27 protein-coding genes and 2 pseudogenes are annotated in these 26870 nt (G+C 70.5%); 13 read left to right on the top strand and 16 right to left on the bottom strand.

Annotated elements, in window-relative coordinates:
- Window positions 1-19 precede the first annotated feature (19 nt).
- Entirely contained in the window at window positions 20-1396 is a 1377-nt protein-coding gene (locus ABZV91_RS08520; RefSeq protein WP_355237479.1) for an NAD-dependent succinate-semialdehyde dehydrogenase, read from the top strand.
- Between the two features lie 176 nt (window positions 1397-1572).
- Here ABZV91_RS08520 and ABZV91_RS08525 read toward each other — a convergent pair whose 3' ends face one another.
- Both ABZV91_RS08525 and ABZV91_RS08530 read right to left on the bottom strand, forming a co-directional pair.
- Window positions 1573-2226 (bottom strand): hypothetical protein, encoded by a 654-nt coding sequence (locus tag ABZV91_RS08525; RefSeq protein WP_355237481.1) that lies wholly within the window; start codon window positions 2224-2226, stop codon window positions 1573-1575.
- A 279-nt stretch (window positions 2227-2505) separates the two neighbouring features.
- Entirely contained in the window at window positions 2506-3312 is an 807-nt protein-coding gene (locus ABZV91_RS08530; protein WP_355237484.1) for an SDR family oxidoreductase, read from the bottom strand.
- A gap of 244 nt (window positions 3313-3556) precedes the next feature.
- Between ABZV91_RS08530 and ABZV91_RS08535 the strand changes: the two genes are divergently transcribed.
- Window positions 3557-4378 carry a maleylpyruvate isomerase family mycothiol-dependent enzyme gene (locus tag ABZV91_RS08535; RefSeq protein ID WP_355237487.1) on the top strand — a complete coding sequence of 274 codons (822 nt, stop codon included), beginning with the start codon at window positions 3557-3559 and terminating at the stop codon, window positions 4376-4378.
- A gap of 138 nt (window positions 4379-4516) precedes the next feature.
- Here ABZV91_RS08535 and ABZV91_RS08540 read toward each other — a convergent pair whose 3' ends face one another.
- Window positions 4517-4999 (bottom strand): NUDIX domain-containing protein, encoded by a 483-nt coding sequence (locus ABZV91_RS08540; RefSeq protein ID WP_355237490.1) that lies wholly within the window; start codon window positions 4997-4999, stop codon window positions 4517-4519.
- A 226-nt stretch (window positions 5000-5225) separates the two neighbouring features.
- Between ABZV91_RS08540 and ABZV91_RS08545 the strand changes: the two genes are divergently transcribed.
- Window positions 5226-5432: a hypothetical protein gene (locus ABZV91_RS08545; RefSeq protein WP_355237576.1), complete on the top strand. Its 207-nt coding sequence runs from the start codon at window positions 5226-5228 to the stop codon at window positions 5430-5432.
- 66 nt (window positions 5433-5498) lie between these two features.
- Here ABZV91_RS08545 and ABZV91_RS08550 read toward each other — a convergent pair whose 3' ends face one another.
- Entirely contained in the window at window positions 5499-5900 is a 402-nt protein-coding gene (locus tag ABZV91_RS08550; protein ID WP_355237492.1) for a metalloregulator ArsR/SmtB family transcription factor, read from the bottom strand.
- An 83-nt stretch (window positions 5901-5983) separates the two neighbouring features.
- Here ABZV91_RS08550 and ABZV91_RS08555 point away from each other — a divergent pair, with 83 nt between their 5' ends.
- Window positions 5984-6865 (top strand): NAD(P)-binding domain-containing protein, encoded by an 882-nt coding sequence (locus ABZV91_RS08555; protein ID WP_355237494.1) that lies wholly within the window; start codon window positions 5984-5986, stop codon window positions 6863-6865.
- Between the two features lie 347 nt (window positions 6866-7212).
- Here the strand turns inward: ABZV91_RS08555 and ABZV91_RS08560 are convergent.
- A pseudogene (locus ABZV91_RS08560) lies at window positions 7213-8502 on the bottom strand (helix-turn-helix domain-containing protein); the annotation flags it as partial.
- Window positions 8503-8624: 122 nt separating this feature from the next.
- Between ABZV91_RS08560 and ABZV91_RS08565 the strand changes: the two are divergent.
- Both ABZV91_RS08565 and ABZV91_RS08570 read left to right on the top strand, forming a co-directional pair.
- Window positions 8625-9347: a MerR family transcriptional regulator gene (locus tag ABZV91_RS08565; RefSeq protein WP_355237497.1), complete on the top strand. Its 723-nt coding sequence runs from the start codon at window positions 8625-8627 to the stop codon at window positions 9345-9347.
- Between the two features lie 47 nt (window positions 9348-9394).
- Complete coding sequence (locus tag ABZV91_RS08570; protein WP_355237499.1) at window positions 9395-10180, top strand: adenylate/guanylate cyclase domain-containing protein; 786 nt, start codon at window positions 9395-9397, stop codon at window positions 10178-10180.
- 33 nt (window positions 10181-10213) lie between these two features.
- Here ABZV91_RS08570 and ABZV91_RS08575 read toward each other — a convergent pair whose 3' ends face one another.
- From ABZV91_RS08575 to ABZV91_RS08590, 4 genes are all read right to left on the bottom strand, one after another.
- Window positions 10214-10666, bottom strand: a complete 453-nt coding sequence (locus ABZV91_RS08575) for a CBS domain-containing protein (protein WP_355237502.1) — start codon at window positions 10664-10666, stop codon at window positions 10214-10216.
- A 67-nt stretch (window positions 10667-10733) separates the two neighbouring features.
- The gene (locus ABZV91_RS08580) at window positions 10734-11045 is read right to left on the bottom strand and encodes a DUF3303 family protein (protein ID WP_355237504.1); all 312 of its coding nucleotides are present in this window, start codon (window positions 11043-11045) and stop codon (window positions 10734-10736) included.
- Window positions 11046-11153: 108 nt separating this feature from the next.
- On the bottom strand, window positions 11154-13211 hold the full coding sequence (locus ABZV91_RS08585; RefSeq protein WP_355237507.1) for a serine protease: 2058 nt from the start codon (window positions 13209-13211) through the stop codon (window positions 11154-11156).
- A complete protein-coding gene (locus tag ABZV91_RS08590; RefSeq protein ID WP_355237509.1) occupies window positions 13208-14053 on the bottom strand; it encodes a BTAD domain-containing putative transcriptional regulator in 846 nt (281 codons plus the stop codon). The genes ABZV91_RS08585 and ABZV91_RS08590 overlap by 4 nt, the downstream gene beginning before the upstream one ends.
- Before the next feature lie 186 nt (window positions 14054-14239).
- Between ABZV91_RS08590 and ABZV91_RS08595 the strand changes: the two genes are divergently transcribed.
- Both ABZV91_RS08595 and ABZV91_RS08600 read left to right on the top strand, forming a co-directional pair.
- On the top strand, window positions 14240-14440 hold the full coding sequence (locus ABZV91_RS08595; protein WP_355237512.1) for a hypothetical protein: 201 nt from the start codon (window positions 14240-14242) through the stop codon (window positions 14438-14440).
- A gap of 204 nt (window positions 14441-14644) precedes the next feature.
- Complete coding sequence (locus ABZV91_RS08600) at window positions 14645-15304, top strand: endonuclease/exonuclease/phosphatase family protein (RefSeq protein WP_355237515.1); 660 nt, start codon at window positions 14645-14647, stop codon at window positions 15302-15304.
- A 44-nt stretch (window positions 15305-15348) separates the two neighbouring features.
- Here the strand turns inward: ABZV91_RS08600 and ABZV91_RS08605 are convergent, their stop codons facing one another.
- Window positions 15349-15549, bottom strand: coding sequence for a hypothetical protein (locus ABZV91_RS08605; protein ID WP_355237518.1), 201 nt, complete (start codon window positions 15547-15549; stop codon window positions 15349-15351).
- Window positions 15550-15814: 265 nt separating this feature from the next.
- Between ABZV91_RS08605 and ABZV91_RS08610 the strand changes: the two genes are divergently transcribed.
- Window positions 15815-17338: a phosphatase PAP2 family protein gene (locus tag ABZV91_RS08610; RefSeq protein WP_355237521.1), complete on the top strand. Its 1524-nt coding sequence runs from the start codon at window positions 15815-15817 to the stop codon at window positions 17336-17338.
- Here the strand turns inward: ABZV91_RS08610 and ABZV91_RS08615 are convergent.
- Both ABZV91_RS08615 and ABZV91_RS08620 read right to left on the bottom strand, forming a co-directional pair.
- Window positions 17286-17816 (bottom strand): NUDIX hydrolase, encoded by a 531-nt coding sequence (locus ABZV91_RS08615; protein ID WP_355237524.1) that lies wholly within the window; start codon window positions 17814-17816, stop codon window positions 17286-17288. The two genes, ABZV91_RS08610 and ABZV91_RS08615, sit on opposite strands and share 53 nt — an antisense overlap.
- 133 nt (window positions 17817-17949) lie before the next feature.
- Window positions 17950-18204: a hypothetical protein gene (locus tag ABZV91_RS08620; RefSeq protein ID WP_355237526.1), complete on the bottom strand. Its 255-nt coding sequence runs from the start codon at window positions 18202-18204 to the stop codon at window positions 17950-17952.
- 180 nt (window positions 18205-18384) lie between these two features.
- Here ABZV91_RS08620 and ABZV91_RS08625 point away from each other — a divergent pair.
- Window positions 18385-19259, top strand: a pseudogene (locus tag ABZV91_RS08625) (SAM-dependent methyltransferase).
- 19 nt (window positions 19260-19278) lie between these two features.
- Here ABZV91_RS08625 and ABZV91_RS08630 read toward each other — a convergent pair.
- From ABZV91_RS08630 to ABZV91_RS08645, 4 genes are read right to left on the bottom strand one after another with little or no spacing between them, the layout of a single operon-like run.
- Window positions 19279-20175 (bottom strand): glycosyltransferase, encoded by an 897-nt coding sequence (locus ABZV91_RS08630; protein WP_355237529.1) that lies wholly within the window; start codon window positions 20173-20175, stop codon window positions 19279-19281.
- 4 nt (window positions 20176-20179) lie between these two features.
- On the bottom strand, window positions 20180-21067 hold the full coding sequence (locus ABZV91_RS08635; RefSeq protein WP_355237531.1) for a glycosyltransferase family 2 protein: 888 nt from the start codon (window positions 21065-21067) through the stop codon (window positions 20180-20182).
- Window positions 21064-22014: a polysaccharide pyruvyl transferase family protein gene (locus tag ABZV91_RS08640; protein WP_355237534.1), complete on the bottom strand. Its 951-nt coding sequence runs from the start codon at window positions 22012-22014 to the stop codon at window positions 21064-21066. The genes ABZV91_RS08635 and ABZV91_RS08640 overlap by 4 nt, the downstream gene beginning before the upstream one ends.
- A 5-nt stretch (window positions 22015-22019) precedes the next feature.
- Complete coding sequence (locus ABZV91_RS08645) at window positions 22020-23411, bottom strand: aldehyde dehydrogenase family protein (protein ID WP_355237537.1); 1392 nt, start codon at window positions 23409-23411, stop codon at window positions 22020-22022.
- Between the two features lie 129 nt (window positions 23412-23540).
- Here ABZV91_RS08645 and ABZV91_RS08650 point away from each other — a divergent pair, with 129 nt between their 5' ends.
- From ABZV91_RS08650 to ABZV91_RS08660, 3 genes are read left to right on the top strand one after another with little or no spacing between them, the layout of a single operon-like run.
- A complete protein-coding gene (locus ABZV91_RS08650) occupies window positions 23541-24518 on the top strand; it encodes a glycosyltransferase (RefSeq protein WP_355237539.1) in 978 nt (325 codons plus the stop codon).
- A gap of 29 nt (window positions 24519-24547) precedes the next feature.
- Window positions 24548-25768 carry a glycosyltransferase gene (locus tag ABZV91_RS08655; RefSeq protein ID WP_355237542.1) on the top strand — a complete coding sequence of 407 codons (1221 nt, stop codon included), beginning with the start codon at window positions 24548-24550 and terminating at the stop codon, window positions 25766-25768.
- Window positions 25765-26829, top strand: coding sequence for a UDP-glucuronic acid decarboxylase family protein (locus ABZV91_RS08660; protein WP_355237545.1), 1065 nt, complete (start codon window positions 25765-25767; stop codon window positions 26827-26829). The genes ABZV91_RS08655 and ABZV91_RS08660 overlap by 4 nt, the downstream gene beginning before the upstream one ends.
- Window positions 26830-26870: the final 41 nt, after the last annotated feature.

Consider the following 26870-nt stretch of genomic DNA (forward strand, 5'->3'; position numbering starts at 1 on the left):
GCATCCGTAGCATCGTGACATGAGTACTTATGTGACGACGAACCCGACCACAGGTACTACCGAACAAGAATTCCCGGGCCTGCCCGACGACCAGATTTCCGTCGTCGCCGAGCGCGCGGCCGAGGGATTCGAAGAATGGCGCCATACCCCGGTGGCCGACCGCGCCCGGGCGCTCTCGCGCACCGCGGACCTGTACGAGGAACGCGCGACCGAGCTGGCCGCGGCGATTACGAAGGAAATGGGCAAACCGGCGCAGGAGGCGGCCGGGGAAGTACAACTCGCCGCCGATATCTACCGCTGGTATGCCGAGCACGGCCCCGATCTGCTGAGCACCGAGCGACTCGACCCCCAGGGCGCCGCGGAATCGGTGGTCCAGACCTTGCCGATCGGGCCGCTCGTCGGTGTGATGCCGTGGAACTACCCCTACTACCAGGTGGCGCGGTTCGCCGCGCCGAACCTGCTGCTGGGCAATTCGATCATCCTGAAGCACGCCTCGATCTGCGCGGCTTCGTCGAAACTCATGGCCGATCTGCTGCACGAGGCGTCGGTCCCCGAGAACGCGTATATCAACGTGTACGCGAGTTCGGCTCAGATCGCCGAACTGCTGGCGCATCCGGCGATCCGCGGAGTATCGCTGACCGGCAGCGAACGGGCGGGGGCCGCGGTCGCGACCGAGGCGGCGAAGAATCTGAAGAAATCCGTGCTCGAACTAGGCGGTTCCGATCCGTTCATCCTGCTCGACACCGACGATATGGCGGAGACGGTCCGGATCGCCGCCCGGGCGCGTCTGTCCAATGCCGGTCAGGCGTGCAATTCGCCGAAACGCTTCATCGTCCTGGACGACCTCTACGACGACTTCGTCCGGGGGCTGGTGGCCGAGTTCGAGCGCGCGGTCGTCGGTGATCCCTCGGATCCGGAGACCGAGGTGGGGCCGTTGTCCTCGGTCACCGCGCGGGATACCGTCGCCGACCAGATCAACACCGCCGTGCGGCAGGGGGCGACGCTGCACACCGGCGGCGAGCCGTTGGCGGGCGACGGCGCCTTCCTCGCCCCCGCCGTTCTCACCGGTATCACCCCGGAGATGGACGCGTACTCGGAGGAGATCTTCGGCCCCGCCGCGATGGTCTACCGGGTATCGACGGCCGACGAAGCGGTACGCCTGGCCAACGATGTCGAATTCGGCTTGAGCGGGTCGGTGTGGAGCACCGGTACCGCACGAGCCGCCGAGGTCGCCGATCGGCTCGACGTCGGGATGGCCTATATCAACGAGCACGGGACGACACTGCCGGGTCTGCCGTTCGGCGGGGTGAACCGTTCCGGTTACGGTCGCGAGCTGGGCCGCTGGGGAATGGGCGAGTTCGTCAATGCCAAACTCCGCCGGACCGCCACCCACTAGTCACGTCTGCCGGCCGCCGGAGGCGACACCGGCCTGGTGGACATCGGCGGCCGGTACGCGGCGCGGAATCGTGGACCCCGGACCACGTTCCGCGCCGCCGCCGTTCGACAGCCGGGCCGTTCGCGGCTTTCGTGCTTACCGCCGGTACGGTGGTAAACGAACGCCGCCGGGCGGGCTCACAGGTGCGGACTCGCCCACCGGACGAGCTTCTCGGCGGACAGGCCCCATGCCTGGACAGCCGAGTTCGGGACGAATGTCGTGATCTCCGGCATATCGTCGAAATCCGGCACCGCGGCGAGAAGATGCAGATAGCGACCGTCTTCGAGCGGAGTGGAGAAAGGCTGATCGGCGGCGTCCGGCTCGGCCTCGAACATCAGCTCGGGCTCCGCGGCGAGCCACGGCTCCAGCAGCTCCTCGACCTCCGCGAAGGAGGCCAAGGTGAGCCAGTCCCGTTGGGGCTGCGCGGTGGAGAACTCGTCGATCGCGACGAAGCACAGGGACGGCCACTCGTCGATATCGCTCGCCCGGCATCGGCCGGCCAGCTCGGTGAGGTCGAATTCGTGTAGTTCGGGTTCCGGCGCGCCCGCGGCCAAGGTGACATGGCCGGCGGCGATGTTCTGGCCGTCGGCGCCGAAGCACCCCGCGGCCTCGTCCACTTCCTGGGCGAACCTGACGTACTCGTCGGGGGTGAAGAAAGCACACCAGCCGGGGACCGAACGGTCCGCTTCGCCCATACCGGATACCTCTGCGCGCCCGGCCTCGGCGCGCTCGGTCGTGCCGGTCCGGTCCTCGGTCTTGTACGCCTCGGTGCGGTCGTGCTCGTGCGCCATGTACAACCTCATAATCTTCTGTCCGGTGGTTCCGGGGACAGATTCTGCAAGGCAGGACCGACACTTTCGCCGGTGACGATGATCGCCCGCGCGGCGCGTACCACGGATATCGGCAGCCCGTTCGGATCGACGAGGTGCCGGTCCCCGCTCGGTCAGCGCGCTCACGCCGCACCCGTCGGCCGAGTGCGCGGGCGCGGTCGAGGCGGGATATCGATGCCCAGGAGGCGATGCGCGGGGCTCATGCCTCCGAGGGGCCGCGCCGGTGCTACCCGGCGCAGGTCAGACGGTCTTGCAGAGACCCGCGTCGACGAGGACCGCCGACCCTGTGGTACTCGCCGACCGGGGAGAGGACAGCAGCACGATCGCGTCGGCGACTTCCTGCGGGTCGATGAGCCGACCCGTGGTCAAACGCATCTCCTCGGCCGCTCTCCGGTTCAACACGGTCTCGCGATCGCTGCCGATCGCCGCGGCGAAGACCTCCGCGGCCCCGCCCTCATCGGTCCACCACGGAGTGCGCACCGGCCCCGGCACCACCGTATTGACCCGGATGCCCCGCGGCCCGAACTCCTCCGACAGCGCCTGGGTCAGGTTGCCGACCGCCGCTTTCGCCGCTCCGTAATCGACGTTGACTCCACTGGCGACCAGGGCGTGGGTCGAGGTGACGTTGACGATGGCGCCGCCACCACGCTCGAGCAGCAAGGGCACAGCCGCGCGTACCGCCCGTACGGTGGACATGAGGTTGAAATCCAGCATCGCGGCCCAGTCCGCGTCGGTGAGTTCGGTGAACGAGAAGCGCGGCAGCACCGCGCCGGGCGGCGGGCCGCCGACATTGTTCACGACCACGTCCAGCCCACCGAAAACCCGCTCCGCTTCCGCGATCGCCTGACCCGGCCCCCGCGGTGTCGCCAGATCGACCGCGATGTGAACCAGGCGGTCGTCGACCAGTTCGTCGAGCTCCGGGGTGCGGCGACGCGACGCGGCGACCACCAACGCACCCTCCGCTTTCAGCGTCCGGGCGGTGGCGAGCCCGATGCCCTTCGATGCTCCGGTAACCACCGCGACCATATTCCGCAAACCGAGATCCATGCCGCCCAGCTTTCCGCGCGCAGACGCATCACCGCTGGCGGATTCCGGACGCCGCATCCCCGCCGACAGCCTTCGTTCCGCCCAACAGCGCCGGCGGGCCGCGCGGCAGCCCGGCACCCGGCGTCGGCACCGGCTGCCCCGGTCCGGGCGGCTCTTCCTCCGTGCAGCCACACCGGAAGCGCTTCAGTCCGGCAACTCGAAATTCGGTGGCTCGGTGATCCCGGGACCGGTTGACTGCCCAACCATGATCCCACTCGATACCCGCCCACTGTTCCGGCGTGAAAGGCAGGCGCTGCTCGTACTGCTCCGGTCGTTGGACCCGGCCGATTGGGCGAAGCCGACGGTGTGTCCCGGCTGGAGTGTGGCCGACGTGACCGCGCACATCCTCAACGACTACCTGCGGCGGATCTCCGGCAGCCGGGACGGCCACGGTGGGGCCGTGTTCGCCAACGACGAGACCCTGCCGGACTACTTGGCGCGCGTGAACGGGGAGTTCGTGGGTGCGATGCGTCAGTGCAGCCCCCGGGTGCTCCTCGATCTGCTGGACCACCTGGGGCCCGAGCTGGATCGGGTCTGGGCGGCGACAGTGGATCTCGCCGGGCCGGCACGGCTCGATGTGTCGTGGGCGGGGCCCGGTACCAGTCCGGCCTGGCTCGACATCGCCCGCGAGTACACCGAGTTCTGGGTTCATCAGCAGCAGATCCGCGATGCGGTGTCCCGACGTGGTGCCGACGATGTCGCGCTGACGCGCCCGGTGCTCGTGACTTTTCTGCACGCGGTGCCGTGGGCCCTCCGTGACCGGGTCCGGCCCGGTGGGACGGCGGTGCGATTCGAGATCATCGGTCCGGCGGGCGGTTGCTGGTCGGTGGTGTCCGACGGCACGAGCTGGGATCTGACGGCGGCGCAGGCCGAGGAGCCTGCCGCGGTCGTGCGCATGGACCAGGACGCGGTCTGGCGGCTGGCGACTCGCGGAATCACTGTCGAGGAGGCGCGTCAGCGCTCTACCTTGCGGGGCGACCCGGAACTGACAGAATCGGCGACGACACTGCTCGCCGTGGTCGCCTGAGTCGACGGCCGGCGAGAGCGCACACCGGCCGGGTGGAACCGGGCGATCCCCCGTCGGTCATCGGACCGCGTGACAGACGCGGTGTTCCGCGGATCGGCGGTTTCGTCGATCCGGGCTTTGCCGCCGTCGGGCGGCTGCTCACCCGGGTCCGACCTCACGAAGTCGGTCGGCGAGTCGGGTCAGCACCGGCCGCTGGCCGGCGCTCAGCTTGTCGTGGGCGGTGGCCAGATCGAACCATTCGGCCCGATCGACCTCGGGAAAGGTACGGTATTCGCCCGACCGCGGCGGCCATTCCATATCGAATGTCCCCGGTACCACCAGACCCGGGTCGAGGTCGCCTTCGACCGCCCAGACCGTCACCTGCTTCTTGCTCCGGCCGCTCCCGTAACTCACCTCCCCCAGGGCGATCCACTCGCCGTCGGGCACCGGCACTCCCAATTCCTCGGCGAATTCGCGGCCCGCGGCGGCGCGAGCGTCCTCGGTCTCCGGCTCGTACTCACCCTTGGGGATCGACCACGCCCCCGAATCCTTACGCGCCCACAGCGGCCCGCCCATATGCCCCAGCAGCACGTGTGCCTCCGGCTCACGACGAAACAGCAGAACTCCGGCGCTGTACCTCATGGCGTGCAGTCTGCCGGACTCCGCGTCGGCATCGGGAACCGGCGAGAACGGGCACCGGCCTGACTCGAGCCGCCTCAGCGGGTCGCCGCGCCGCGACACCAACACCCGCCCGATCGGCCGCGCAGAGGACGGTTACCCGAATACGGCGGCTTTCCAGCGGCCGGTCGGGATATGGGCGGCAACGCATCGAGTGGAAGAGGCGCATAATGAAAACAGGAAGGTCGTCATGCGAGCGATGCAGAGTCTGCTCAATCTGGTGTTGGGAATCGTCACGGCCGTGCTCGGCACGGTGGTCGGATTGCTCGCGGCGGTGGTGTGGCTTCTCGGTGCGGTGCTGTGCGCGACGATCCTCCTGATTCCGCTGGGGCTTCCCGTCATCAAGCTCGGCAGCCGTCTGTTCGGCCTCGCGCGACAGCTGATGCATCTCCCCTGAAACGCCCGCTACGCGCTCTCGAACCGGATACCCGCCGACCGCGCCGGACCTTCGGCACGTTCCCGATCAGCGCGAGGCCACGGGCCGTTCGAGCGCGGTAAGCAGTTTCGCGCGGTCCTCGGGGGAACCGGTCCACTTCGCGTCGTCCTCGACGATATCGGCCAAGGCGCGGAACACCACATCGAGCAACCCCGGAAAACGGGCCTGCAGATCCGCGTAGCGCAGACGCATCACCCTGGTGCGGCCGGTGACGGTCGTCCGGGTGATGCCGGCTTCGCGGAGGACCCGGTAGTGGTGCGAGAGCGTGGACTTGTGCAATTCGATGTGCCGGCCGAGTTCGCCGCAGTTCTCGCCCTCGTCGGCGGCCAGGCAGGCCACCAGCTGGAGCCGGATCGGGTCGGACAGCGCGTGCATGACGGCCGCCAGCTCGAGGTCGGCGGTATCCGGGTGCGACAACTCGGCGGGCACGAACGCGTCTCCTTCCACCACTTGACAGTTTGAGAATCATACAACAATCATTGTTGGACAATCTTCAAACAGTAGGAGGCAGCATGTCCGGTGAAGCACGAACACCCGTCGCGGTCCTGGGGCTGGGGCTCATGGGTTCGGCGATCGCGCGGGCCTTTCTGGCCGCGGGGCATCCGACGGTGGTGTGGAATCGCACCGGGGCGAAAGCCGACGCGCTGGTCGAACTCGACGCCACCCGTGCGGCGTCGGCGGCCGCGGCGATCGAGAACGCTCCCCTCGCCGTCGTCTCGCTGCTCGACGACGACGCCGTGGGCGCGGCATTGCGCGAGGCGGGTCCACGGCTGCGCGGGCGGGTGCTGGTGAACCTCACCTCCTCGACTCCCGAGCAGTCGCGACGCCGGGCGGAGTGGGCCGGCCGGCACGGTGCCGAGTACGTGGACGGCGCCGTCATGGCGGTGCCGCAGGGCCTCGGCACCCCGGACGCGCTACTGCTGTACTCGGGCTCCGAAAGCGGTTACCGCACAGCGGAACCGGTGTTGCGCGCGCTCACCGAACAGGGCACCTACCTGGGCGCGGACCATGGGCGCGCCGCCGCCTTCGACGCCGCGCTGGTATCGGTGTTCTGGCTCTCCCTCTTCGGGGTGTCCCTCGGCATCGCACTCGCCGAGGCCGAAGGGGTCAAAGGCAGCGAACTCGTCCGGTTCACCCCGGCCGTGGTCGGGCTGCTGCCCGATATGGCGGCGCACACCGCCGCCCAGGTCGAGGCGGGACACTATCCTGGCCACGACACATCGATTTCCTCGGCCTACACCGCATTCGCCACACTCCGCGAGGTGGTCGCGCGCCACGGGATCGACACCGGCGTGCTCGACGCGACGGGCGAGGTCTTCCGGCGGGCCCTGGCGGCGGGCCACGGGGCCGACGGACTGGCCCGTCTGGTTCCGACACTCGCCGGCAGCCGGTGAAGAGCGCCGCCCGACCCGACGCGGCAAGCCCGTACCCGGCCGCCACCCGCCGCCTCCCGGACGATACGCCCCGGGAATGCGGGCGCGCGGCGCGCGCCGAAGCGGCCCGGACGCTCACCTGGCGACCCGGAGCATCCTCGGGTCCGTGCGCGACCGGACCCGGTCACCGGCCGGGGGGCCGGTGCGGGTACGCGGACCCGAGGATGGAGGTCGATGCCCGGAATCCGCCGCCCGGGAACGCGACTGATCTCGGAGTCGTCGCCGGTACGCTGCGACCTTTCGCGGTCCGCCCCCGTCTCCGTGGCGGCGACGGAACCCGTCTCGTAGGCGCTGGCGACGAGCGCGGCCCGGAGGTGCCACAGATCGTGGGCGCTGGCGGGGTCCAGACCGGTGTACCGGGCGATCCGGCGCAACCGGTAGTCCAGGGTGTTGGCGTGGATACTCAGCGCACGAGCGGTGCGCCGGCGATCGCGATCGTTGTCCAGATACGTGGTCAGGGTGTGCAGCAGGTCGGCGTGCGGCAGGAGCGGTTCCAGGGCGCCGGCCAGGCGCGTGCGCGCGGGTCCGGGCCGGATGATCTGGTATTCCACGGCCAGGTCGGCCAGCCGGTACAGCCGGGCGGGCCGGCGCAGCCGCTGGGCGAGATCGAGCAACTCGTGCGCGCGGCGCGTCGCGTCGGGCACCTCGTCGTGCCGCGCGTGGACCACCGTGGCCAGCAGCGGTCCGCGCACCGCGCTCTGCAACCGGTCGAACAAGCGGGTGACCGCGAGATCATCGTCCGCCCGGCCGGGAAGCAGGATCGTGCCCCCGGTTTCGCTGAGCCGTGCCAGCGGCATATCGTCCCGGGCGAGTGCGGCGCGCACCCGGCGCAGCGCGAGCGCGGGTCCGTGCCTGCCGTCGCCAGTCCCGCCCGCCGCGTCCGTGAAGTCCAGTGCCAGCACCGCGTAGCCGGTCACCTCCCGGAAACCGTTCTCACGTGCCGTCGCGGCGGTGTTCGTCCCCGAGATCAGCGCGGCGGTCAGCGTCGCGGCACCGGCGGAGCGCGCGAGGGTATGGGCGCGGAACTCACGCAGGTAGGCCCGGGTGAAGGTGGTGATGACGCGATCGAGCACCTCGCCCAGACGTTGGCCGACGACCACCATCGCCGGACCGTCGGCGGCGCGTGCCCGCCCGGCCAGCAGATCCAGCACGAACCGGAACCCGCGGTGGATCGCGTGCTGGACCGCGTCCAGCGCGACACCCGCCGCGGCCCAATCCTCGATCGTGCGATGCAATCGCGCGGGCACCTCTCCCACGGCGCCGTCCTGGAGTGCCGCGGCCACCAGGTCCAGGCATCCGGCCACCACCTCGGCCGCGTCACGCCGCCCCACCCCGCACGGCATCAGCGCCGCCGGTTCGGCCCCGCCCTGGTCGTGCGCCAGGTGGTCCAGTAATTGCTGGGACAATCGGTGACCACGGTGCAGATGCCCGACCGCGGGTATCCCGGCGATCTCCAGTTCCCGAGTTGCGTAAGGGCTGCCCGTCAGCACCGACCCAGACCTCCTCTGCCGACATGTACCCGGAGCCGCCCAGAGCGCCCGGGGACACGTCCATATCAGCAAAAACTGTAACCGACGGTGAGACGCACCACAACGCATGCCTTGTTCCCCCGGTCGGCAGCGACAAATGCGAGCCGACTATCGATTCGAATCAGCATCTACTGAGACAGTGTGGTTGAGTTGGCCATGATTCGGTCGGCGGATCGGTGCGCAGGAGGACGATGACGACTCAGCCCACACAGGAATACCGGGTCGCGGAACTGGCCGAAACGGCCGGTGTGGCGGTGCGGACCATCCGCTACTACCAGGAGCGGGGCCTGCTCGACGCCCCGCGGCGGCAAGGCCGCCACGCCTACTACAACAACACCCATCTCGAACGACTGCGGCTCATCGCCGACCTGCTCGCGCGCGGCCACAGCCTCGAAGGCATCGCCGACCTGCTCACCAGCGCCGAGCGCGGCGGCGGAGTATCCGAACTCCTCGGATTCGAATCGGCGGCCGCGGAAGCGTGGGGCGACGGCGAGGTCACCATCGACCTCGAGCAGATGCTGATCCGCTTCGGCGACCAGGCCACCCCGGAGGCCATATCCGAAGCCGTCGAGCTCGGCTACCTGCGCATCGAGGACGACCGATTCGTCTACTCCAGCGGCAGGCTGCTCGAGGCCGCCACCGCGTTCGTCGCCACGGGTATCCCGCTGCGCTCGATCCTCGCGCTGAGCTGGGAGCTGGAAGCGGCCTTCGACCGGATGGCCTTCGCGTTCGTCCGGGAGTTCCGGGCCCACCTGCTCGGCCGGGTGCTGGAGAACCCCTCCCCCGAACGGGTCGACCAGCTCGCCGAGGCCCTCGCCCAGCTCCGCCCGCCGGTCCGCCTGGTCGCCGACGAGCTGCTGGCCCGCGCCATGGACCGCCGGATCCACGCGGACCTGCCCGAGGTCTCCCAGTAGTTGAGCCGGGCCGCCGGCGCCGACCTCCCGCCGGAGGGATCCGCCCCGTGATCGAATACTTCCTCGCCGCGGCCGTCGTCGCGGAGGCCGCCGGCCTGGTCGGACTGTGGCGGTTGCTGGTCCGCAGCCGCCGCGAGGTGGCGGAACTGCAACGCAAGCCGGACACGCGCCGGCTGTTGATGGACGGCGGCCGCGAAGCCGTGAAGACCGTCTGGCAGACCGCGAGCCTCGTCCGCGCGAAAGGTTTTCGCGCCGCGGTACTCAGCTCGATCGAGGACCTGGCCGGCTGGGCACAGGTCGAACGGCCCGATCTGGCCCGGTTGACCGCCGAGGGCACTGTGGTGATCGCCTTCTCCGATATCGAGGGGTCGACCGCGCTCAACGAGCGGCTGGGCGACCGGGCCTGGGTCGCACTGCTCGGCCGGCACGATCGGCTGATCCGCCGCTCGGTCGCCGCGCGCGGCGGTCATATCGTGAAGAGCCAGGGAGACGGTTTCATGATCGCCTTCGGCGACGCCGAGCAGGCGGTGCGATGCGGCCTGGAAGTCCAGGCGGCGATCGGCACCATCGCCAGAGCCGGGGGCGGTGTGCGCGTGCGAATCGGTATGCATATGGGCAGATCGGTGCGGCGCGGCGACGACCTCTTCGGACGGAACGTGGCCATGGCCGCCCGGGTGGCCGGTCAGGCGCACGGCGGCGAGATCCTGATCAGCGAGGAGGTCCGCGACGTCGTGGCCGCCACTCCGGATATCGCCGTCGCCGCCGCGCGCGAAGCCGAACTCAAGGGGTTCCGCGGCACTTTTCGCCTGTATGCCGTCGCCCCGGCGGACTGAGATCCGACCGGGCCCGGCGCGCGGACACGCCGGTCAGCTCGCCGAGGGCTGCGCCGGTACCGGCAGCTTCTGCTCGCAGACCTGTCCGACGAATTCGCCCGTCGTCGCCGCGGGCAGATGCCGCGCGATATCGGCCTCGGTGACGATCCCGATCAGGCGGCCTTCCTCGGTCACCGGGAGCCGCCGCAACTGGTACCGCTCCATCATCGACAGCGCGTCGGCCACGTCGATATCGGCGGCCGTCGTATGCAATTCGTCGGCCTGGGCGAACTCCCCGGCGGTGGAGGTCGCCGGGTTGTGGCCGAGCGCCACGCAGTTCACCACGATGTCCCGGTCGGTGACGATCCCGACCGGCCGTCCCTCGCCGTCGCAGATCGGCAGGGCGCCCACATCGCGCTGCCGCATCTGCTCGGCGGCGGTGGCCATGGTGTCCCGCACGCCGATACTCACCACTGCCGGATGCATGATGTCACGCACTGTGGTCATACTTCCTCCTGGTTTCGAGGTCGTCGCCTGTCGTTCATCAGCGGCTCCGGCAGCGGGCGGCGCGGCGCTACCCGATCGACTCCCGGAATGTCGCGCCTTGTCGGAACGCCTGCGCAACATCGGCGAGTTCGGCGACCGGGTGGATCTGGTACTCGGCGATCATGCCGAATTTCTCGGGAGCGTCGAGAAGATCCATCGGGTTGTCGGTCTCCACCACCGCGAATCCACCGGTGCCGTCGAGCCTGCCGACCATCTGGTGATAGGTCACCCCGTCGGCCGGTTTCCAGCTTCCGAACACTTGCAGAGCACGCTGGATACTCGCCTCGTTCTCCGCTGCGGAGCCGTTCCAACGATACGTCCACGAAACCACGTATTTCATCTGTCCTCCCAGAGATGTTCCGAAGATGTTGTTCTCGTGCAGGGCGGCCCGCCCGGAAACGCGAACCGCCGCCGGACCCACCTCCTCTCCCGCGACTGTTCCGGCCCCTCACGTCGCGGCGATACCGCTGTGGACGGCCTGCGCGACGGCCGGATGGGCGAGGTATTCGGCGATGCTGTGCGCGCGTTCCCGGGGATTGTCGACCGGGATCTCGCGCAACTGGCCTTTCCAGGCGTGCCGTAGCGGGCAGCCGATGGTGATCGGGTCGACCGCCGCCCAGGCATTGAGCCAGTCGCCGACCTGTTCCGGCCGGTGCGGGCCGCGGACCAGGAGTTTGCCGTTGACCGCGTCCAGTCCGAGCGGACTGCCGAGGGTGACGAGGACGGTGACGTCGACCTCGGGCCGCAACACGGTGAGCAGGTCCATGGCGACCGCGGTACCCAGACTGTGGCTCACCAGGGTGAGCTGTCCCGATTCGGGGACGGTTTCCAGGACGCAGTCGAGGACGGCGCGGCGGGTCGGTTCGTCGGCGAGATAGGTGGCGACGTCCCGGAAGACCTGGGCGATCACGAGGTCGTCCAGATCGCTGCGGGCGGCGAGCCAGCTCAGCTGGCGCTGCAGTCTGCTGACGAGCACGCTGCCCAGCGCGCCCAGGCCTTCCGGTTCGGCGGGGTGCGGCGGCTGCTCGTCCTCGGGCAGTCCCGCGTCCACGGCCGCGTCCCGCAGGATCTGTTCGTAGAGGTCGCGGGCCGGGGGTGCGGCCGGCGCCATGGCCAGGGCGTGATCGACGGCCATGGTCTCGGGCGCCAGCTCCGCTGTTCCGGGCGATGTCAGCAACGCGGCCAGCCGGTCCCCGTAGAAGGGGAAGTACACCTCGGCCGGATCCCGCGGAGCGAGCCCGGCGAGGGTGAGCCCCTTGTTGAGCCCGGCGGTCCACTCGCGGCGCAGCAGTTCGGGATCGCGACCGTGCTGGCTGCGGCCGTGCAGGAACAGCAGGTGCCGGGTGCCGCCGAAGGCGTCCGGGCGGGCCGGCAGTCCGCGACGTGGTCCCGCGTCCGCCTGCGGCGCCGGAGCCGGGGCCGCGGTGCGTTCCTCGACGGGTGCCGAGACGGTGACCGGCGCTCCGTCGGCGAGCCCGGAATCAGGCCCGAGTTCGGCGAAGTACTCCCGGTGGCGCGCGGACCGCGGCAACCCGGCCAGATAGGCGAGGATGACACTGATGCGCACCCCCTCGTTGGCGGTCCAGGCGATCGCGTCGTCGCCGTCGTCCTGGCTCCACAGGGTGCCGTCGCGGCGCAGCATCCGCCCTTGCTCGTCGGTGCGCGGCACCCCGGAGTGATGCAGCGCGACGACCTCCCACTGGTCGTTGAAGACCGGGGATCCGGAGTTGCCCGGTTCGGTATCGGTCGAATAGTGCAGGAAATGCTCGAGCTGGAGATCGAGCTGGTTGCTGCGGATACCGATCTCCTTGAGCCGGCCCATCGGGTGACCGATGATGTTCATGGCCTCGCCGACGACGATCTTGCCCTGATCCGCGACCAGATGGTTCCACCAGCCGACGATTTCCGCGGGCGGCCTGCCGTCGGCCCCCGGACGGACGGGTACCAGCGTGAAGTCGAGGTGCTCGTCGGTGACGAAGAAGTCGGGGTCCAGCCGGAACCGCAGCGGCAGGCACGGTTCGTTGTCGACCGTCGCCTCGACCCCGAATTCGACGAGCGCCTGCTCCACGGTGTCCCGGTCGGGAAGGACGTGGTTGTTGGTCAACAGCAGTCTCGGCGAGACCAGGAACCCGGTGCCCTGCGGGATCTCGCGACCGTTGCTGCGACGCGAGATCCGCGCCACCGAGGCCGCCGTCCGCGCACCGCGGGCCAGGAAATTGGCCGGTTGCAGTTCGTTGCCGGCACCGATGATCCGCTCCAGGGTGGTGATCCGATCGGCGGGCTCGGTCCGCCCGGCTTCGATCATGGCCGCGACCGGCATCTCACCGGTGACCGCGAGCCGTTGCGCCCGGGCGCTGATCTGCTCCGGGGCATCGACGACCGGGCTGTCCTTCCTCTTGCGGCGCTGCTCGATATCCGCGCGCCTGGTCTCGGTCGCCAAATACCGTGTGGCTGCGGCGCGGATCTGGTCCAGCCACGCCGCACGGATCGGTCCGCGAAGATTCATGATCCACCCGCCTGAGGAGTCGGCCGCGCAAGTCCGGTGTCACCGCAGTCTGCGCAGGTGGGTGTCACGCTGCCGTCACCGCGGCGGTCGAGCACGCGGTTTCCGCCGGCGGGTACCGGCCGGGTGAGCAGCCCGGTCAGCTGGGGTGACGGCGGTACGCCGAGCTCCCGCTGGATCAACCGATGGAAGGCGGCGTACGCCTGTCGTGCCTCCCCGACATTGCCCTCGGACAGGTGCGCCTCGATCAGCGCCCGCTGGGCGCTTTCGCGGATCGGGTCGGCTCCGACCGCGAGCAGCGCCGCCTCGACGCCCTCGGCGCACCGGCCCCGGGTGCACAGTTGCCTGCTGAGGTTCTCCAGGGCGTGCAGCACCCGATGCCGCAAACGTTCTCGTTCGAAGAGCGCCCAATCGTCGTACCAGCCCGGCAGCAGATCGAGCGCGGCATCGATACACGGGTCGAGTACCAGGTCCCCCGCCCCGGCCGAGCCCAGGATCAGCCGGCGCGCCCACGCACTCACCTCCTGCACATCGACCCCTACCTCGGCGCGCAGCATCACCGAGACCTGGTCGGCGGCCACCAGGTCCAGCCCCGCCGCGCGCAACCGCCACAGCGCCGACCGCAGGTTCCCCGAGGCCCGCCGCTCGCCGACACCGGGCCACAGCAGCCCGGCCGCGTGGCAGCGCTCCACCCGGCCCGGACGCAAGGCCAGCAGCGCCAGGAGTCGTTTACCGCCCTCGGCGACCTCACGATGTTCTCCGCCGACCGTGACGTACGGTCCGCCGAACAAATGCAGATACGAAGCGACGCTTTTCGGGCCACTCCGCCGGCTCAGAGTGTCCATGGCCTCAGCTCACTGTTCGTTCGTGATAGCAGAAGAGAATAATTCGCACCCGTCACCGGCCCGTCACAGCGCTCGCGACCCCGGATACCGATTCGACCACCATCACGGGACACTGCCCGGCCCCGCTCGGCCGGCGCCGGCCACACCGCAACGCACCGGTGACACCCGGTGCGCGACGCTGGACCGATGAGGTCGCGCCCATCGCCGTACGGCCTGTGCCTGGTGCGGCTCGAATCACAGCCCCCGCACACAGTGATCGCGGTCGTCACCGACTACCGCGGAGTGCCCGGCCTGGAACACCGCCGCGAATTCCTCGACGACGTCGCCGGAGCCACCGAAGCGGTCCGCGCCTATCTGCTCGCCTTCGCCGCGGAGGCCGGCGAATGACTTCCCTGCCCCATCCCCGATCGAACCCGTCCTCGTCGCCGGCGGGCCGGGCGGGTACCGAACGCCCGCTCCCGCTCTCCCGAATCCGGCGGTGAGCCACCAGAACCGGAAGGAGCCCCGCCATGCCGACCGAGCACCTGCGGATCGCCGCGTACAACACCGAGAACCTGTTCTCCCGGCCACGGGCCGCGCTACCCGCGAGTGATGTTGATCGACGGTAACGACAGCCGCGGGATCGACGTCGGGATACTCGCCAAGGACCAGTACCCGATACACGATATCCGCTCGCATGTGGACGACGGACCGTTCGACAACCGGATCTTCAGCCGCGACTGCCCCGAATACCGGTTCGACCTTCCCGAGGACAGCGGCCTGGCGGGAGAGTCGCTACTGGTCCTGGTGAACCACTTGAAGAGCAAATTCGGCCGCGATCAGGCCACCAGCGACAAGCGCCGCCGCCGGCAAGCCGAGGAGGTCGCCCGTATCTACCGGCAACGACGCGACGACGGCGCCGAGCACATCGCGGTCCTGGGCGACTTCAACGACACCCCCGACAGCGCCCCGCTGCAGCCCCTGCTCGCCGATACCGACCTGACCGATATCGCGGCGGCACCCGACTTCGACGACGGTGATCCCGACGAGGACTGCCCCGGCACCTTCGGCAACGGCACGAAGAACAACAAGATCGACTACCTGCTGCTGTCACCGAGCCTGTTCGAGCGCACCACGGGCGGCGGCATCTTCCGCAAAGGCGTCTGGGGCGGCACCCACGGCACCCTGTTCCCCCATTTCGACACGATGACCAGCAAGGTGCACGCCGCCTCCGACCACGCCGCCGTCTACGCCGATATCGACATCTCCTGAGTGGGCCGCTGCCGGACACACCGCCGAGCCGCCGGCCGGCCGGATCACGCCGCCGACAGCGAGGCGAGCAGACACCGCAGGGTCGGCGGATACTGCATGGTGCATACCGCACCGGCCGCACGGGCACTCGCGGGCTCCGCCGCCCGAGTCGGCTCGAGCGGTCCCGCCGCAGACGCGGTCGCGGTGGCGACGGGCGCCGCTACCAGGACCAGGACGAGGATTCCGCCGCGCACAGCGTGACGCATGATGTTCCTTTCCGAGCGACGGTGCGACCGCCGACCCTCCGGAGAGAACATAATGCCGATCGGCGCATTTCCGACAGCCCCGACAAGCACCGGCACCGAGGAACCGCGCCGCGGGACACCGCCCGACCCACCCTCACCGGCACCGAACGGATTGCGACGCCGGGTTCGGGGCATTCCCGGACAACCGACTACATCCGAACAGTTCCGGTGCCCGGCCGCACGATCCGCGGCCGGACCGGGACGTCACTCGACAGCGGGAGGTGTTGTGTCGTCTGTCGACCGGCACGACGGAAAAGCCGTAACCGGCGCGGAGCAGCCCGGCGGCCCGGCTCGGTCCCGGGTCGCCACCGAACGGTTCGCCGTCCGCAGCGCCGCGGCATTACTCGCCACGATGAGCGCCGGCCTCGGCTTCGGAGTGCTCACCGCGCTGGTCCGCGTGCGATGGCAACCGTTGCAGGACGCGGATCAGGCGGTCGCCGACCGGGTGACCGCCGTCCTCGCCGAACACTCGGTCCTGCGCGATATCGTCATGGCCGTCACCGAGTTCGGCGCGACGCTCACGCTGGTCGGGGTCCTCGCCGTGGGTGTGGTGTGGCTGCTCCTGCGCCGTCTCCCGCGCCTGGCCGTCCTCGTCGTACTCACCGGTGCGGGCGGGTTGATCCTCAACCCCGTCGTCAAAGAGCTCGTCGCGCGGTTACGGCCCGTGGTGGGCACCCCGGTCCACCACACGGACGGATGGAGTTTTCCCAGCGGGCACGCCATGAGCTCCCTGGTGTGTTACGGCATTCTCCTCCTGGTTTTCGCGCCCGTCCTGCACACGAAAGCCCGGCGCGTGGTCTCGGTATGCGCTGTCCTTCTCGTGGCGGCTGTCGGGCTCAGCCGGGTAGCGCTGGGTGTGCACTACCTCACCGATGTCCTCGCCGGCTGGCTGCTCGGGTCGTTGTGGCTCGCCGCGGTCACCGTCGCGTTCCACCGCTGGCGTGGTGACGCCGGACTCGGCGCCACCGGTCCGCTACCCGGAGACGTGGCGGCGGACGACCGCGACGACCTGCGGCCGGTCCCGGAGCGGCACGCTCCCACGATGCCCCACCCGTGGCGCGGGCTCGGCGAACTCGCGGTCGCATGGGTCCTACTCGCCGGACTGCTCATCGGGATGGGCACACTGGTGCGCGCCGCCGGAACCGGCAACCCGCTCGCCCGATGGGATCACGGTGCCGTCGCCGCGCTGGCCACCCATCGCGGGCCCGCTCTCACCACCGTGCTCGACGTGTTCGGCGAACTCGGCAACACCACCGCGGTTGTCACCGTCGCCCTGATCATCGCCGTACTCGCGGTGGCCGTGCTCCGCAGCCGCCGGCCCGTGCTGTTCCTCGGAGTCGCGCTGCTGGGCGAGATCACATTGTTCCTCGCCACCGCCGCGATCGTCGACCGCCCGCGTCCCGACGTCACCCCGCTGGATCCCGAACTGCCACCGACCGCGAGCTTCCCCTCCGGCCACGTCGCCGCGTCGCTGACCCTCTACGCGGGCAGCGCCGCACTGCTGTGGTCTTCCACCCGCCGCCGGCCCTACCGGCTGCTCGCCGCCGCACTGTTCCTGATCCCCGCCCTGGTGGCGGGGCAGCGACTGTACGCGGGCGCGCACCACCCCACCGACCTCCTCGGCTCGGTCCTGCTGGCATCGATATGGACCGCCGTCGCCTGGTGGGTCGTCCGGCCGGTGGCCGGCCCCGCCGCGGCTACTCGCGAAGTTTCAGCAGCAGGTAGGCGGCCATGGACGGACCGTCGGTGAGCACCCCGGCGCGCAGCATGGCCTCCACCTCCGACGCGGGGAACCACCGCTGGCGCATATCCTGCTCGGTGGATTCCCGGTTCGGTTCGCCGGGCGTCAGCTCGGTGGCGAGGAAGACGTGACAGCCCTCCCCCGTCATCGCGTTCGCGCAGTGCAACCGCCCGAGCCGCTCCAGCCGGCCCGCCGTGAACCCCGTCTCCTCGGCGAGTTCGGCCGCGGCCAGCTCCTCCGGGCTGCCGGTGACCCCCTCCGGGAAGGCGCCGGACGGGAACTCCCACGACCGGGCCCGTACGGGATAGCGGTACTGCTCCACGAGGTGGAAACCGTCGTTCTCCCAGGGGATGACGAGCGCGAAATCGGGTTTGTCGATCACCGAGTAGAGCCCGGGCGAACCGTCCGCGCGCTCGATCCGGTCCTCCCGCAGCGACAGCCACGGGTTCCGGTAGACGACTCTGGACGACAGCGTTTTGATGGACACCTCTCCAGTGTTACGCCCCGGCGGCAGCGCCGGGTCCCGGCCCCAGATGGGGGCGCCCGGCCACCGGTGTCCGAACATCCGTGCCGGTCGCGGTGCGGCGGAGGGCCGGCCGCCCCGGGACATCCCCGCGGCGTCACAGTGTCGGCGCGTCACTCCAGCAGGTCGGCTTCGAGCCGGTCAGTGCGCACAGGGCGTTGAGTACCGCTTCCAGGAGATAGCCGGATCCGGACGACGATCCCGAGTCGATCGGGGTCGCCGCAACACCGGCGGGAGCCGGATGGCCGGGAAGGGCGGAGGCGGCCGGTGTGCCGGTCACCGCAAGTGCCAGCCCGGCGAAAAATATGGTCAGCGTTCGGCGAAGTCGCCGCGCGTTGGTTTTCGTTGCCATGGTGTCCGACTATCGTGGCCGCGCTCGCGGTTGACAAGCCCCACGATACGGGGCCGCGCGTCGACGCCGGCAACGGTGTAATCATCAGTCGCCGTTGGCAACACAACCATAAATACTGTTGCCGTGTTACATTCGAAAGGGCCCCTCGGGGGCGACCGTTCGGTATGTGATGGAGGCGCGATGACGATCGATACCGCCCTCTCGCTCGGTGTTCGGCCGGTCGGCGCGGACACCGACCGGCCCAGCATCCCCCGCGTCTACGACTACAGTCTGGGCGGGAAGGACAACTACGAGGTGGATCGTTCCGCCTTCGAACGGATCCGGCGAATAGCGCCCCGGCAGGGCGATGTCCACATCGTGAACCGGCGCTGGCTCACCCGCGCCGTGCGATCGCTGGCCGAGGGCGCCGGTGTCCGGCAGTTCCTGGATCTGGGCGCCGGACTGCCCACCCGCGATCCCCTCCATGTCGTCGCGCAGGAATGCGGGCGCGGCGACGCGGAATTCGTGTACGTCGACAACGATCCGCTCTGCGTGGCCCACGGCCGGGCGATGCTGGAACGCACCAGAACACCCATTACCTACCCGGCGATCTCACCGATCCCGCAGCGACAGTGGCGAAGGCGGCACACTACCTGAACCTGCGGCAGCCGGTCGCGGTCCTGCTGGGCGCGGTACTACACCACCTCGGCGACGACGACGATCCGGCGGGCATCGTGTCCCGGTACATCGACCTGCTCCCGGCCGGTTCGTACGTGGCGATCACGCACTACTGCGACCCCGGCCCCGGTCGTCCCGAACTCCACGAGCTGGCCCGCGAGCTCGAACAGGCCCATGTCGCACAGGAATTCGGCTCGGGGCGGTACCGGAGCCCGGAGAGCATCCGCGAGCTCTTCGGTGCGCTGGACCTGGTGGAGCCGGGACTGACCCCGCTGGACGAGTGGTGGACGCAGGGACCCCCGGTCCGTGCGGCGGCGCCCGAAGAGCGCCTCATCCTGGGCGGTCTCGGGCGCAAGCCCGGGCGTCACCTCGCACCGCTGCGGCTCGTGCGCCGTTGAGACCCCCGGGGCCCGGACCTCAGCCCACATAGCGGCGAGCCGGGGATCGGCGTTGCGACTCCTCCAGCCGGACGAGACCTTCCTCCACCCGCGGCGGCACGACCTTGCGCTCCCGCAGCACCCAGGGCAGTCCGCGCAATGTCTCCAGCACGGCCGCGGCGGTCGCCCGGTCGGCCGGAGCGGAACCGAGCACCACCGCGGTCCGGCGGGCGGCGCTGCGTATCGGGCGGCGCAACCACAGCGTCCACAGTGTGTTGCGGATCCCGAGCCCGCGGCGGCGCGTCGAATCCCTTTTCCCGGACGGGGCGTGGTGGATCACCATGTCCGGGATCCAGCACATCCACCAGCCGTGGGCCGCGAGGTCCAGGGCGAGCAGTTCCTCCTCCCCGCCGAACCACAGCCGCGGCGAGAAGCCGCCTACCTCGGTGAACGCGCTCACCCGGAAGGCGGACAGCCCCGCCATGATGCCGAGCAGGGCCGGCCCCGGTAGCCACTCCGGGCCGGCGACCGGGGAATCACGCAGTTCCGGTGTGATCGGGTCCTCGCGTAGATCGGGCGCGACGAGGCAGCGACCGGTTACCGAGCCCAGGCCCGGGTATTCGTCGAGCAGGTCCGCGGCGCGGCTCAGTGCGCCCGGCTGCCACTGCGTATCGTCGTCGCAGAACGCCACGTACGGTGTGCGCGCCCGCCGGACCGCGATATTCCGGGCCACCGCGCCGAGATTCTCGGAAGCGCGGATGAGTTCGACCGAGGGGAACCGCGCCGCCACCGCGTCCGCGGTGCCGTCGGAGGACGCGTTGTCCACCAGCACGATCGGTGCCGCGTCGGGCAGGGTGGTCATATGCGCCAGCGTTTCCAGCAGTTGGGTGCGTCGGTCGCGGGTGATGATGACGACCGTCATCCGCTCGGTGGCCATCGGCTCACGTCCTTCCCTCGGCGAGTTCGAGAATCCTGGCCCGGCTCTCCACCTCCGGCGGCAGCCGGCGCCGCTGCGCCAGCGCCCACGGCAGCCGGCGGGCCACCCCCGCCATCGCCAGCAGCGCCCCGGGATCGCGTGCGGCCCGGCCGAGCAACCGGGCGGTTTCGGCCGCGCACTGCCGTATCGGACGCCGCATCCAGGTGATCAACGCGTTGTTGCGCTGTTCGGCCCGGCGGCGCCAGGCCGGCGGAGGACGACATGTCGAGGGATGGTGATGGGCCCGCACCGCGGGCACATAGCAGAGGTGCCAGCCGTGCGTCGCCAGGTCCAGTGCCAGCAAACGTTCTTCGGCACCGAAATGCAGGAGCGTACTGAATCCGGCGGCCTCCCGGTACGCGTCCCGGCGCACGATCGCGGCGCAGGCGAGGAAGCCGAGCACCGAGGGACCGGGCAGTTCGGCGGCATGTCCCAGCGGGCTGGCCGCCATCCGCTCGTTGACCGGATCGTCCCGGTGGTCGCCCCCCACCAGCGTGCGCCCGGCGACGAGGCCGAGCCGCGGGCACCGGTCGAGTACCCGCTCGGCTTCGGTGAGCGCGTCACCGGCCCACCACGAATCGTCGTCGCTGAACGCGATATACGGGGTCCGGGCGACGGCGACGCCGAGATTGCGCGCCGCCGCCCCGAGATTGCGGTGCAGCCGGATGACCTGCACCCCCGGGAAGCTCTGGGCTCGCCCGGTGGTGTCGTCGTCGGAGGCGTTGTCCAGCACCACGATCGGCGGACGCGGTCGCAGCGCGCACAATTCGGTGAGAGTACGCGCCAGCTCACCGGCACGATTGCGGGTCGCGATCACGACCGTGGTCTTCGGGGTGTCACCGGGCAGGCTCATACCGGTCCTCCCCCGAGCAACTCGCTCAGCAGCTCGCCGGTCAGTGCGTCGGCCGCAGGCAGATTCCGGCGCCTCGCCCGCTCCCGCCCGGGTGGCGACAGGCACCAGGTCCACCAGTGGTCCAGAGTGTCCGGATCCGCGGCCCGTTCCGCGGCCACGAGCGCGGGCCAGCCCAGCGCTGCCGCCTGGGCCGAGACCTTCCCGCCACCCGCAACGGGATCCACCGCCAGCACCGGGGTCCCGGCACGCAGCCCGAACACCAGGCCGTGCAGCCGGGTGGTGACGACGGCGTCGAGGCGGGAGAAGACCGAGGCGAGCTGGTCGGGCGTGGCGCAGTGCTGCCAGTCGTCGGTGGCCAGGCGCGTATCGAGCGGCACCCGGGCACAGTCGAGGCCGGCCAGCCAGCGCCCGAGCGCCTCGTGCACCGGGCGATGCCGGCGCGCGTCACCGTATTCGGTCTGCCCGGGCGCGAGCACCACGCCCGCGACCGCGACCCCGGCCGTGGTCGCCGATACGGAGAGATCGGGCCGGCTGGTGCTGCGATCGTCGCGGGCCAGTACCCGGTGAAAGCCGGTGACCGCCGCGTCGGCAGGGTCCACGACGGTGACGCCGACGGCGATCCGCCGGCACTCCGCGTACCGTTCGTGCAACGCGCGGACCTGGTCGCCGTGGATGGGCCCGCAGACGAAGACGAGATGCGAGTAGCGGTCGGCATCGGCCTCGTCCAAATGCAACGCCTCGGCCCGGAACCGCGGGCTCCAGGCCGTATCGTGCGGGATCCCGGCGGCGGTGAGGCGCTCGCTCACGTGGCGCATGCTGAGCACATCCCCGGCCGTCGCCTCGCCGTGCACGAAGCTGGACCAGCCGGTCACCAGCACCCGCGTGGCCGGCGCCCGCTCCGCCGGGCCGGGCGGCGCCGTGGGGATCTTCCGCGCGGCGGCGGCCACCGGATTCACCGGGGCGCGGAGTTCAGGTGGACGACCTTGGTCTGCGTCATCTCGTCCAGCAGTTCGGGTCCGTACCCGTAGCCGGTCCCGCTGGCGCCGCGGGGATGCGCCGCGCCGCCCGGCGCACCGCCGAATACCGCGTTGATCTTCACCGTGCCCACCGGCAGTTCCCGCCAGGCACGCTGGGCATGCGACATCGACGAGGTGAGTACCGTCGCGGCCAGTCCGTAGTCGTCGTGGGCCGCTTCGGCGAGTCCCTGGTCGAAGGATGCGACCACGCGGACCGGCGCGACCGGCCCGAAGGTTTCCTCGCGCATGACGCGCATCTCGGGGGTACAGCCGGCCAGCACGGTGGCCGGGTAGTGCGCCCCGGCGCCGTCGGGCACGGCACCGCCCGTACGGCACTCGGCGCCGGCGGCGACCGCCTCGTCCACCTGGGCGTGGACCAGGTCGCGATGGCGCCGGTCGACCAGCGGCGCGGCGGTCCGCGACTCGGCTGCCGCCACCAGCGCGGCCAGGAACGGCTCCGCGATCGCCTCGTGGACGAAGATCCGCTCGACCGACACACAGATCTGGCCCGAGTTCGCGAAGGCGCCGAGCGCGGCCTGCTCGGCGGCCCATCCGGGGTCCACCCCGGCGTCGACCACCAGCGCGTCGTTACCGCCGTTCTCCAGCAATGCCTTCGCGCCGGTCGCGGCCGTACTCCGGGCGATCGACCGCCCGGTCGCGGTGCTGCCGACATGCGCCACGACATCCACATCGGCCCGGGCGGCCAGCGCGGCACCGACGGCGCCGTGGCCCTGGACCGTCTCCAGCACTCCCGCCGGGAGCGCGCGGGCCAGCAGGTCGCCCAGCAGCGCCCCGGTGTGTGGGGCCCGCTCGCTCGGCTTGTACACCACCGTGTTGCCGGTGACCAGGGCGGCGCCGAGCAGTCCGCACGACACCGCGACCGGATCGTTCCACGGCGTCAGCGCGACGACGACACCGCGCGGCTCCCACACCATGAAGTCGGTCGCGTCGGCATCCCCCTGCAGACTCTTTCCGCGGTGCACCGGACCCAGCTCGGCATACTGCTCGAGCGTCGCGGCGCCGGCCGCCACGCCTTCGGCCCCCTCGGCGCGCGGGCGACCGGTTTCGGCTTCGGCGGTGGCGGCGAGTTCCGCGAGGTTTTCGCGCACCAGGGCGGCACTCGCCCGTAATGCGGCGGCACGTTCGGCGACCGGGGTACGCGCCCACCCGGACCGCGCCCGGCGGGCCGAGGCGACCCGCCGGTCGAGTTCGGCGGCCCCGGTCACGGGCACTGTGCCGACAGTGGCGCCGGTGGCGGGATCACGGATCTCGATCGTCTCGGTCACCGACGACCGCGGGGGTTCTGTGACTGTGCTCGATCGGCTCATACCGGCGCGCTTTGCCCGGCACCGGCGATTCAAACCCGGCTCGGCGAGTCGACACGCCGAGCCGCCCGGTAGATGCCTCCCTTACGCACGCTCCTGTTTGAACCGGCTCGAACAGGTAAGAGCTAGCGCATGGCGGACACGGCGAACCGGCTCGACATTCTGGTCTGGCACGTGCACGGCTCGTGGACCGGCTCGTTCGTCCGGGGGAGACATCGCTACCTGCTGCCGGTGGTGGACGGCGGCGGGCCGTGGGGCCGGGGCCGGTGCGGGCGCGACTGGCCGTCGGCCCGGGAGATCCCGGCCGGGGAACTGCGCGAGACCGCCCCCGATGTCGTGGTGTTACAGCGACCCGAGGAGATCGGTCTGGTCGAACGCTGGCTCGGCCGCCGCCCGGGTATCGACATCCCGGCGGTGTACGTCGAGCACAACACACCGCGCCCGCACGCGGCCACCACCCGGCATCCACTGGCCGACCGCGCCGATATCCCGCTGGTCCACGTCACGCATTTCAACGAACTGATGTGGGACAACGGTCACGCGCCCACCCGGGTCGTCGCACACGGCATCGTCGATCCGGGCGCACGTTACACCGGAGAGATCCCGCACGGCGTCGCCCTGATCAACGAACCGCTCCGGCGAGGGCGGATCACCGGGACCGATCTGCTGCCGGCCTTCGCCAGGGCCGGTCCGATCGATCTGTACGGTATCGGTGCCACCGGATTCGGCACCGAAATCCCTACCGCGCATCCTGTCCGGGGTATCGCCGATCTCGACCAGGCCTCCCTCCACCGGGAGATGGCGCGCCGGCGCGTCTACCTGCACACGGCGCGCTGGACCTCGCTCGGCCTGTCCCTGCTCGAAGCCATGCAGCTCGGGATGCCGGTGGTCGCCCTGGCGACCACCGAGGCGGTCCGCGCGGTCCCCCCGGAGGCGGGTGCGCTGTCCACCGATATCGCGGCGCTCATCGCGCGATTCCACGAATTCCTCCACGAACCCGATCTGGCGGTGCTCGCCGGGAAATCGGGACGGCAGTACGCACTGGAGCACTACGGTCTCGACACCTTCCTGCGCCGCTGGGACGGTCTGCTCGCCGAGATCACCGAATAGACCGCGCGCCGGATCGGAAAGGCGGAACCATGAAAATCGCGATGGTGTCCGAACACGCCAGCCCGCTGGCCGCGCTCGGCGGCGTCGACGCCGGTGGCCAGAATGTCCATGTCGCCGAACTCGCCGCCGGAATGTCCCGGCGCGGACACGATGTCACCGTCTACACCCGGCGCGAAGAGGCCGCCGCACCCACCACCGTGCGCACCGACCAGGGATATCGCGTGACCCGGGTGCCGGCCGGCCCGCCGGAGATACTGCCGAAGGACCAACTGCTCCCGTTCATGGACGAATTCGGGGAGTTCCTCCGGCAGGACTGGCAGCGGGAGCAACCCGATGTGGCGCACGCCCATTTCTGGATGTCCGGTCTCGCGACGCTCGCGGCCGCACCCACGCTGGGCATCCCGGTGCTGCAGACCTTTCACGCGCTCGGCGTGGTCAAACGCCGCTACCAGGGCGGCGCCGATACCAGTCCGCCGGCGCGGGTGGGGCTGGAACAGGGTATCGCCGATCGGGCCGACCGCGTGATCGCCACCTGTACCGACGAGGTGTTCGAACTGGTCCGGATGGGACTGCCACGGGCCCGCACCTCGGTGATCCCGTGCGGCGTGGATCTCGACCGGTTCACTCCGGACGGTCCGCGCGCCGACCGGTCGGCGCGGCACCGGATCGTCAGTGTGGGACGACTGGTGCCGCGCAAGGGTTTCGATATCGCGATCACCGCGGTGGCGCGGCTGCGCGATACCGAACTCGTCCTGGTCGGCGGACCCGACGACGGGCGGCTCACCGACAACCCCGAAGCACAACGGCTCTCGGCGCTGGCCGGCGAACTCGGCGTGGCCGACCGGGTGCACCTGCTGGGTCAGGTACCGCGGACGGAGATGCCGCCGCTGCTGAGATCGGCGGATGTGGCCGTGTGCACCCCCTGGTACGAACCTTTCGGCATCACCCCGCTGGAAGCCATGGCCTGTGGGGTGCCCGTGGTGGCCGCCGCGGTGGGCGGGCTCACCGACACCGTCGTCGACGGTGTCACCGGCAGGCTGGTGACACCGCGGGAACCCGGCGAACTGGCCGACGCGATCGGCGGCCTGCTGGACGCGCCGCGGACCAGGGCGGATTTCGGACGCGCCGGGCGCGACCGGGTGCGGGCGCGTTATTCGTGGGAGCGGATCACCGCGGAAACGTTGCGCGCCTACCGGCGGGTGGTCGCCGCGGCGATAGGCAGCGAACCCGGCCGGGAGGAGGCCCGATGACGGCGTTCACTCCGGATCCGGAAGCCGGCCGGGACGCGCGCCGGACCGGGTCGTTCCAGCGGGCGCTGGTCACCGGCGGCGCCGGCTTCGTCGGGTCGCACCTGTGCGAACAATTGCTCGACGCGGGCACCTCCGTGGTCGCGCTCGACAATTTCGTCACTTCCGAACCGGACGATATCGCCGGACTGGTGGACCGGCCCGGCTTCGCCCTCGTGCGGCACGACGTGACCGAATCGTTTTCCGGGCTCGGCCGGTTCGATGTCGTGTTCCATCTCGCGTCGGCCGCCTCGCCGCCCGATTATCTGCGGCTGCCGATCGAGACGTTGCGGGCCGGTTCCCTCGGGACCGACCACGCGCTCGAGCTCGCCCAGCGCTGTGGCGCCCGGTTCGTGCTCGCGTCCACCAGCGAAGTGTACGGCGACCCGGGAGTCCACCCCCAACCCGAGGGCTACTGGGGCCATGTCAATCCGGTGGGGCCGCGCAGCGTCTACGACGAGGCGAAGCGGTATGCCGAGGCATTGACCATGGCGTACCGCCGGGAGCGCGGAGTGGATTCGGGAATCGCCCGGATCTTCAACACCTACGGCCCGCGGATGCGGGCGGACGACGGCCGCATGGTGCCCACGTTCATCGCCCAGGCGCTGGCCGGCGCACCGTTGACCGTGGCGGGCACCGGCGAGCAGACCCGGTCGCTGTGTTACGTCGAGGACACGGTGCGTGGACTGCTCGCGCTGGCGCGCAGTGGTCATCCGGGACCGGTGAATATCGGCAATCCCCGCGAACTCTCGGTACGGTCGCTGGCCGAGGAGATCCGCGCGGCGGCCGGGAGCCGCTCCGCGCTGGAATACATCGACGGTGCCATCGACGATCCGCAGCGTCGCTGCCCGGATATCTCCCTGGCCCGGCACGCTCTCGGCTGGCGACCCATGGTCGAGCGGAGCGAGGGACTGCGCCGCACGATCGACTGGTTCGCGGAGCGGACCACGCCGGTGGACGGCTCGCCGCGCCCGGTAACGAAACGGCAGACCGGTTTGGCGGTGAATTCCACGGGTAGCGCGTAGACGATCTCGCGGTACGAGCCCGTGACCCCACAGGAAAGGCG

The sequence above is a fragment of the Nocardia sp. NPDC004568 genome, assembly GCF_040609955.1.
Lineage (GTDB): Bacteria > Actinomycetota > Actinomycetes > Mycobacteriales > Mycobacteriaceae > Nocardia.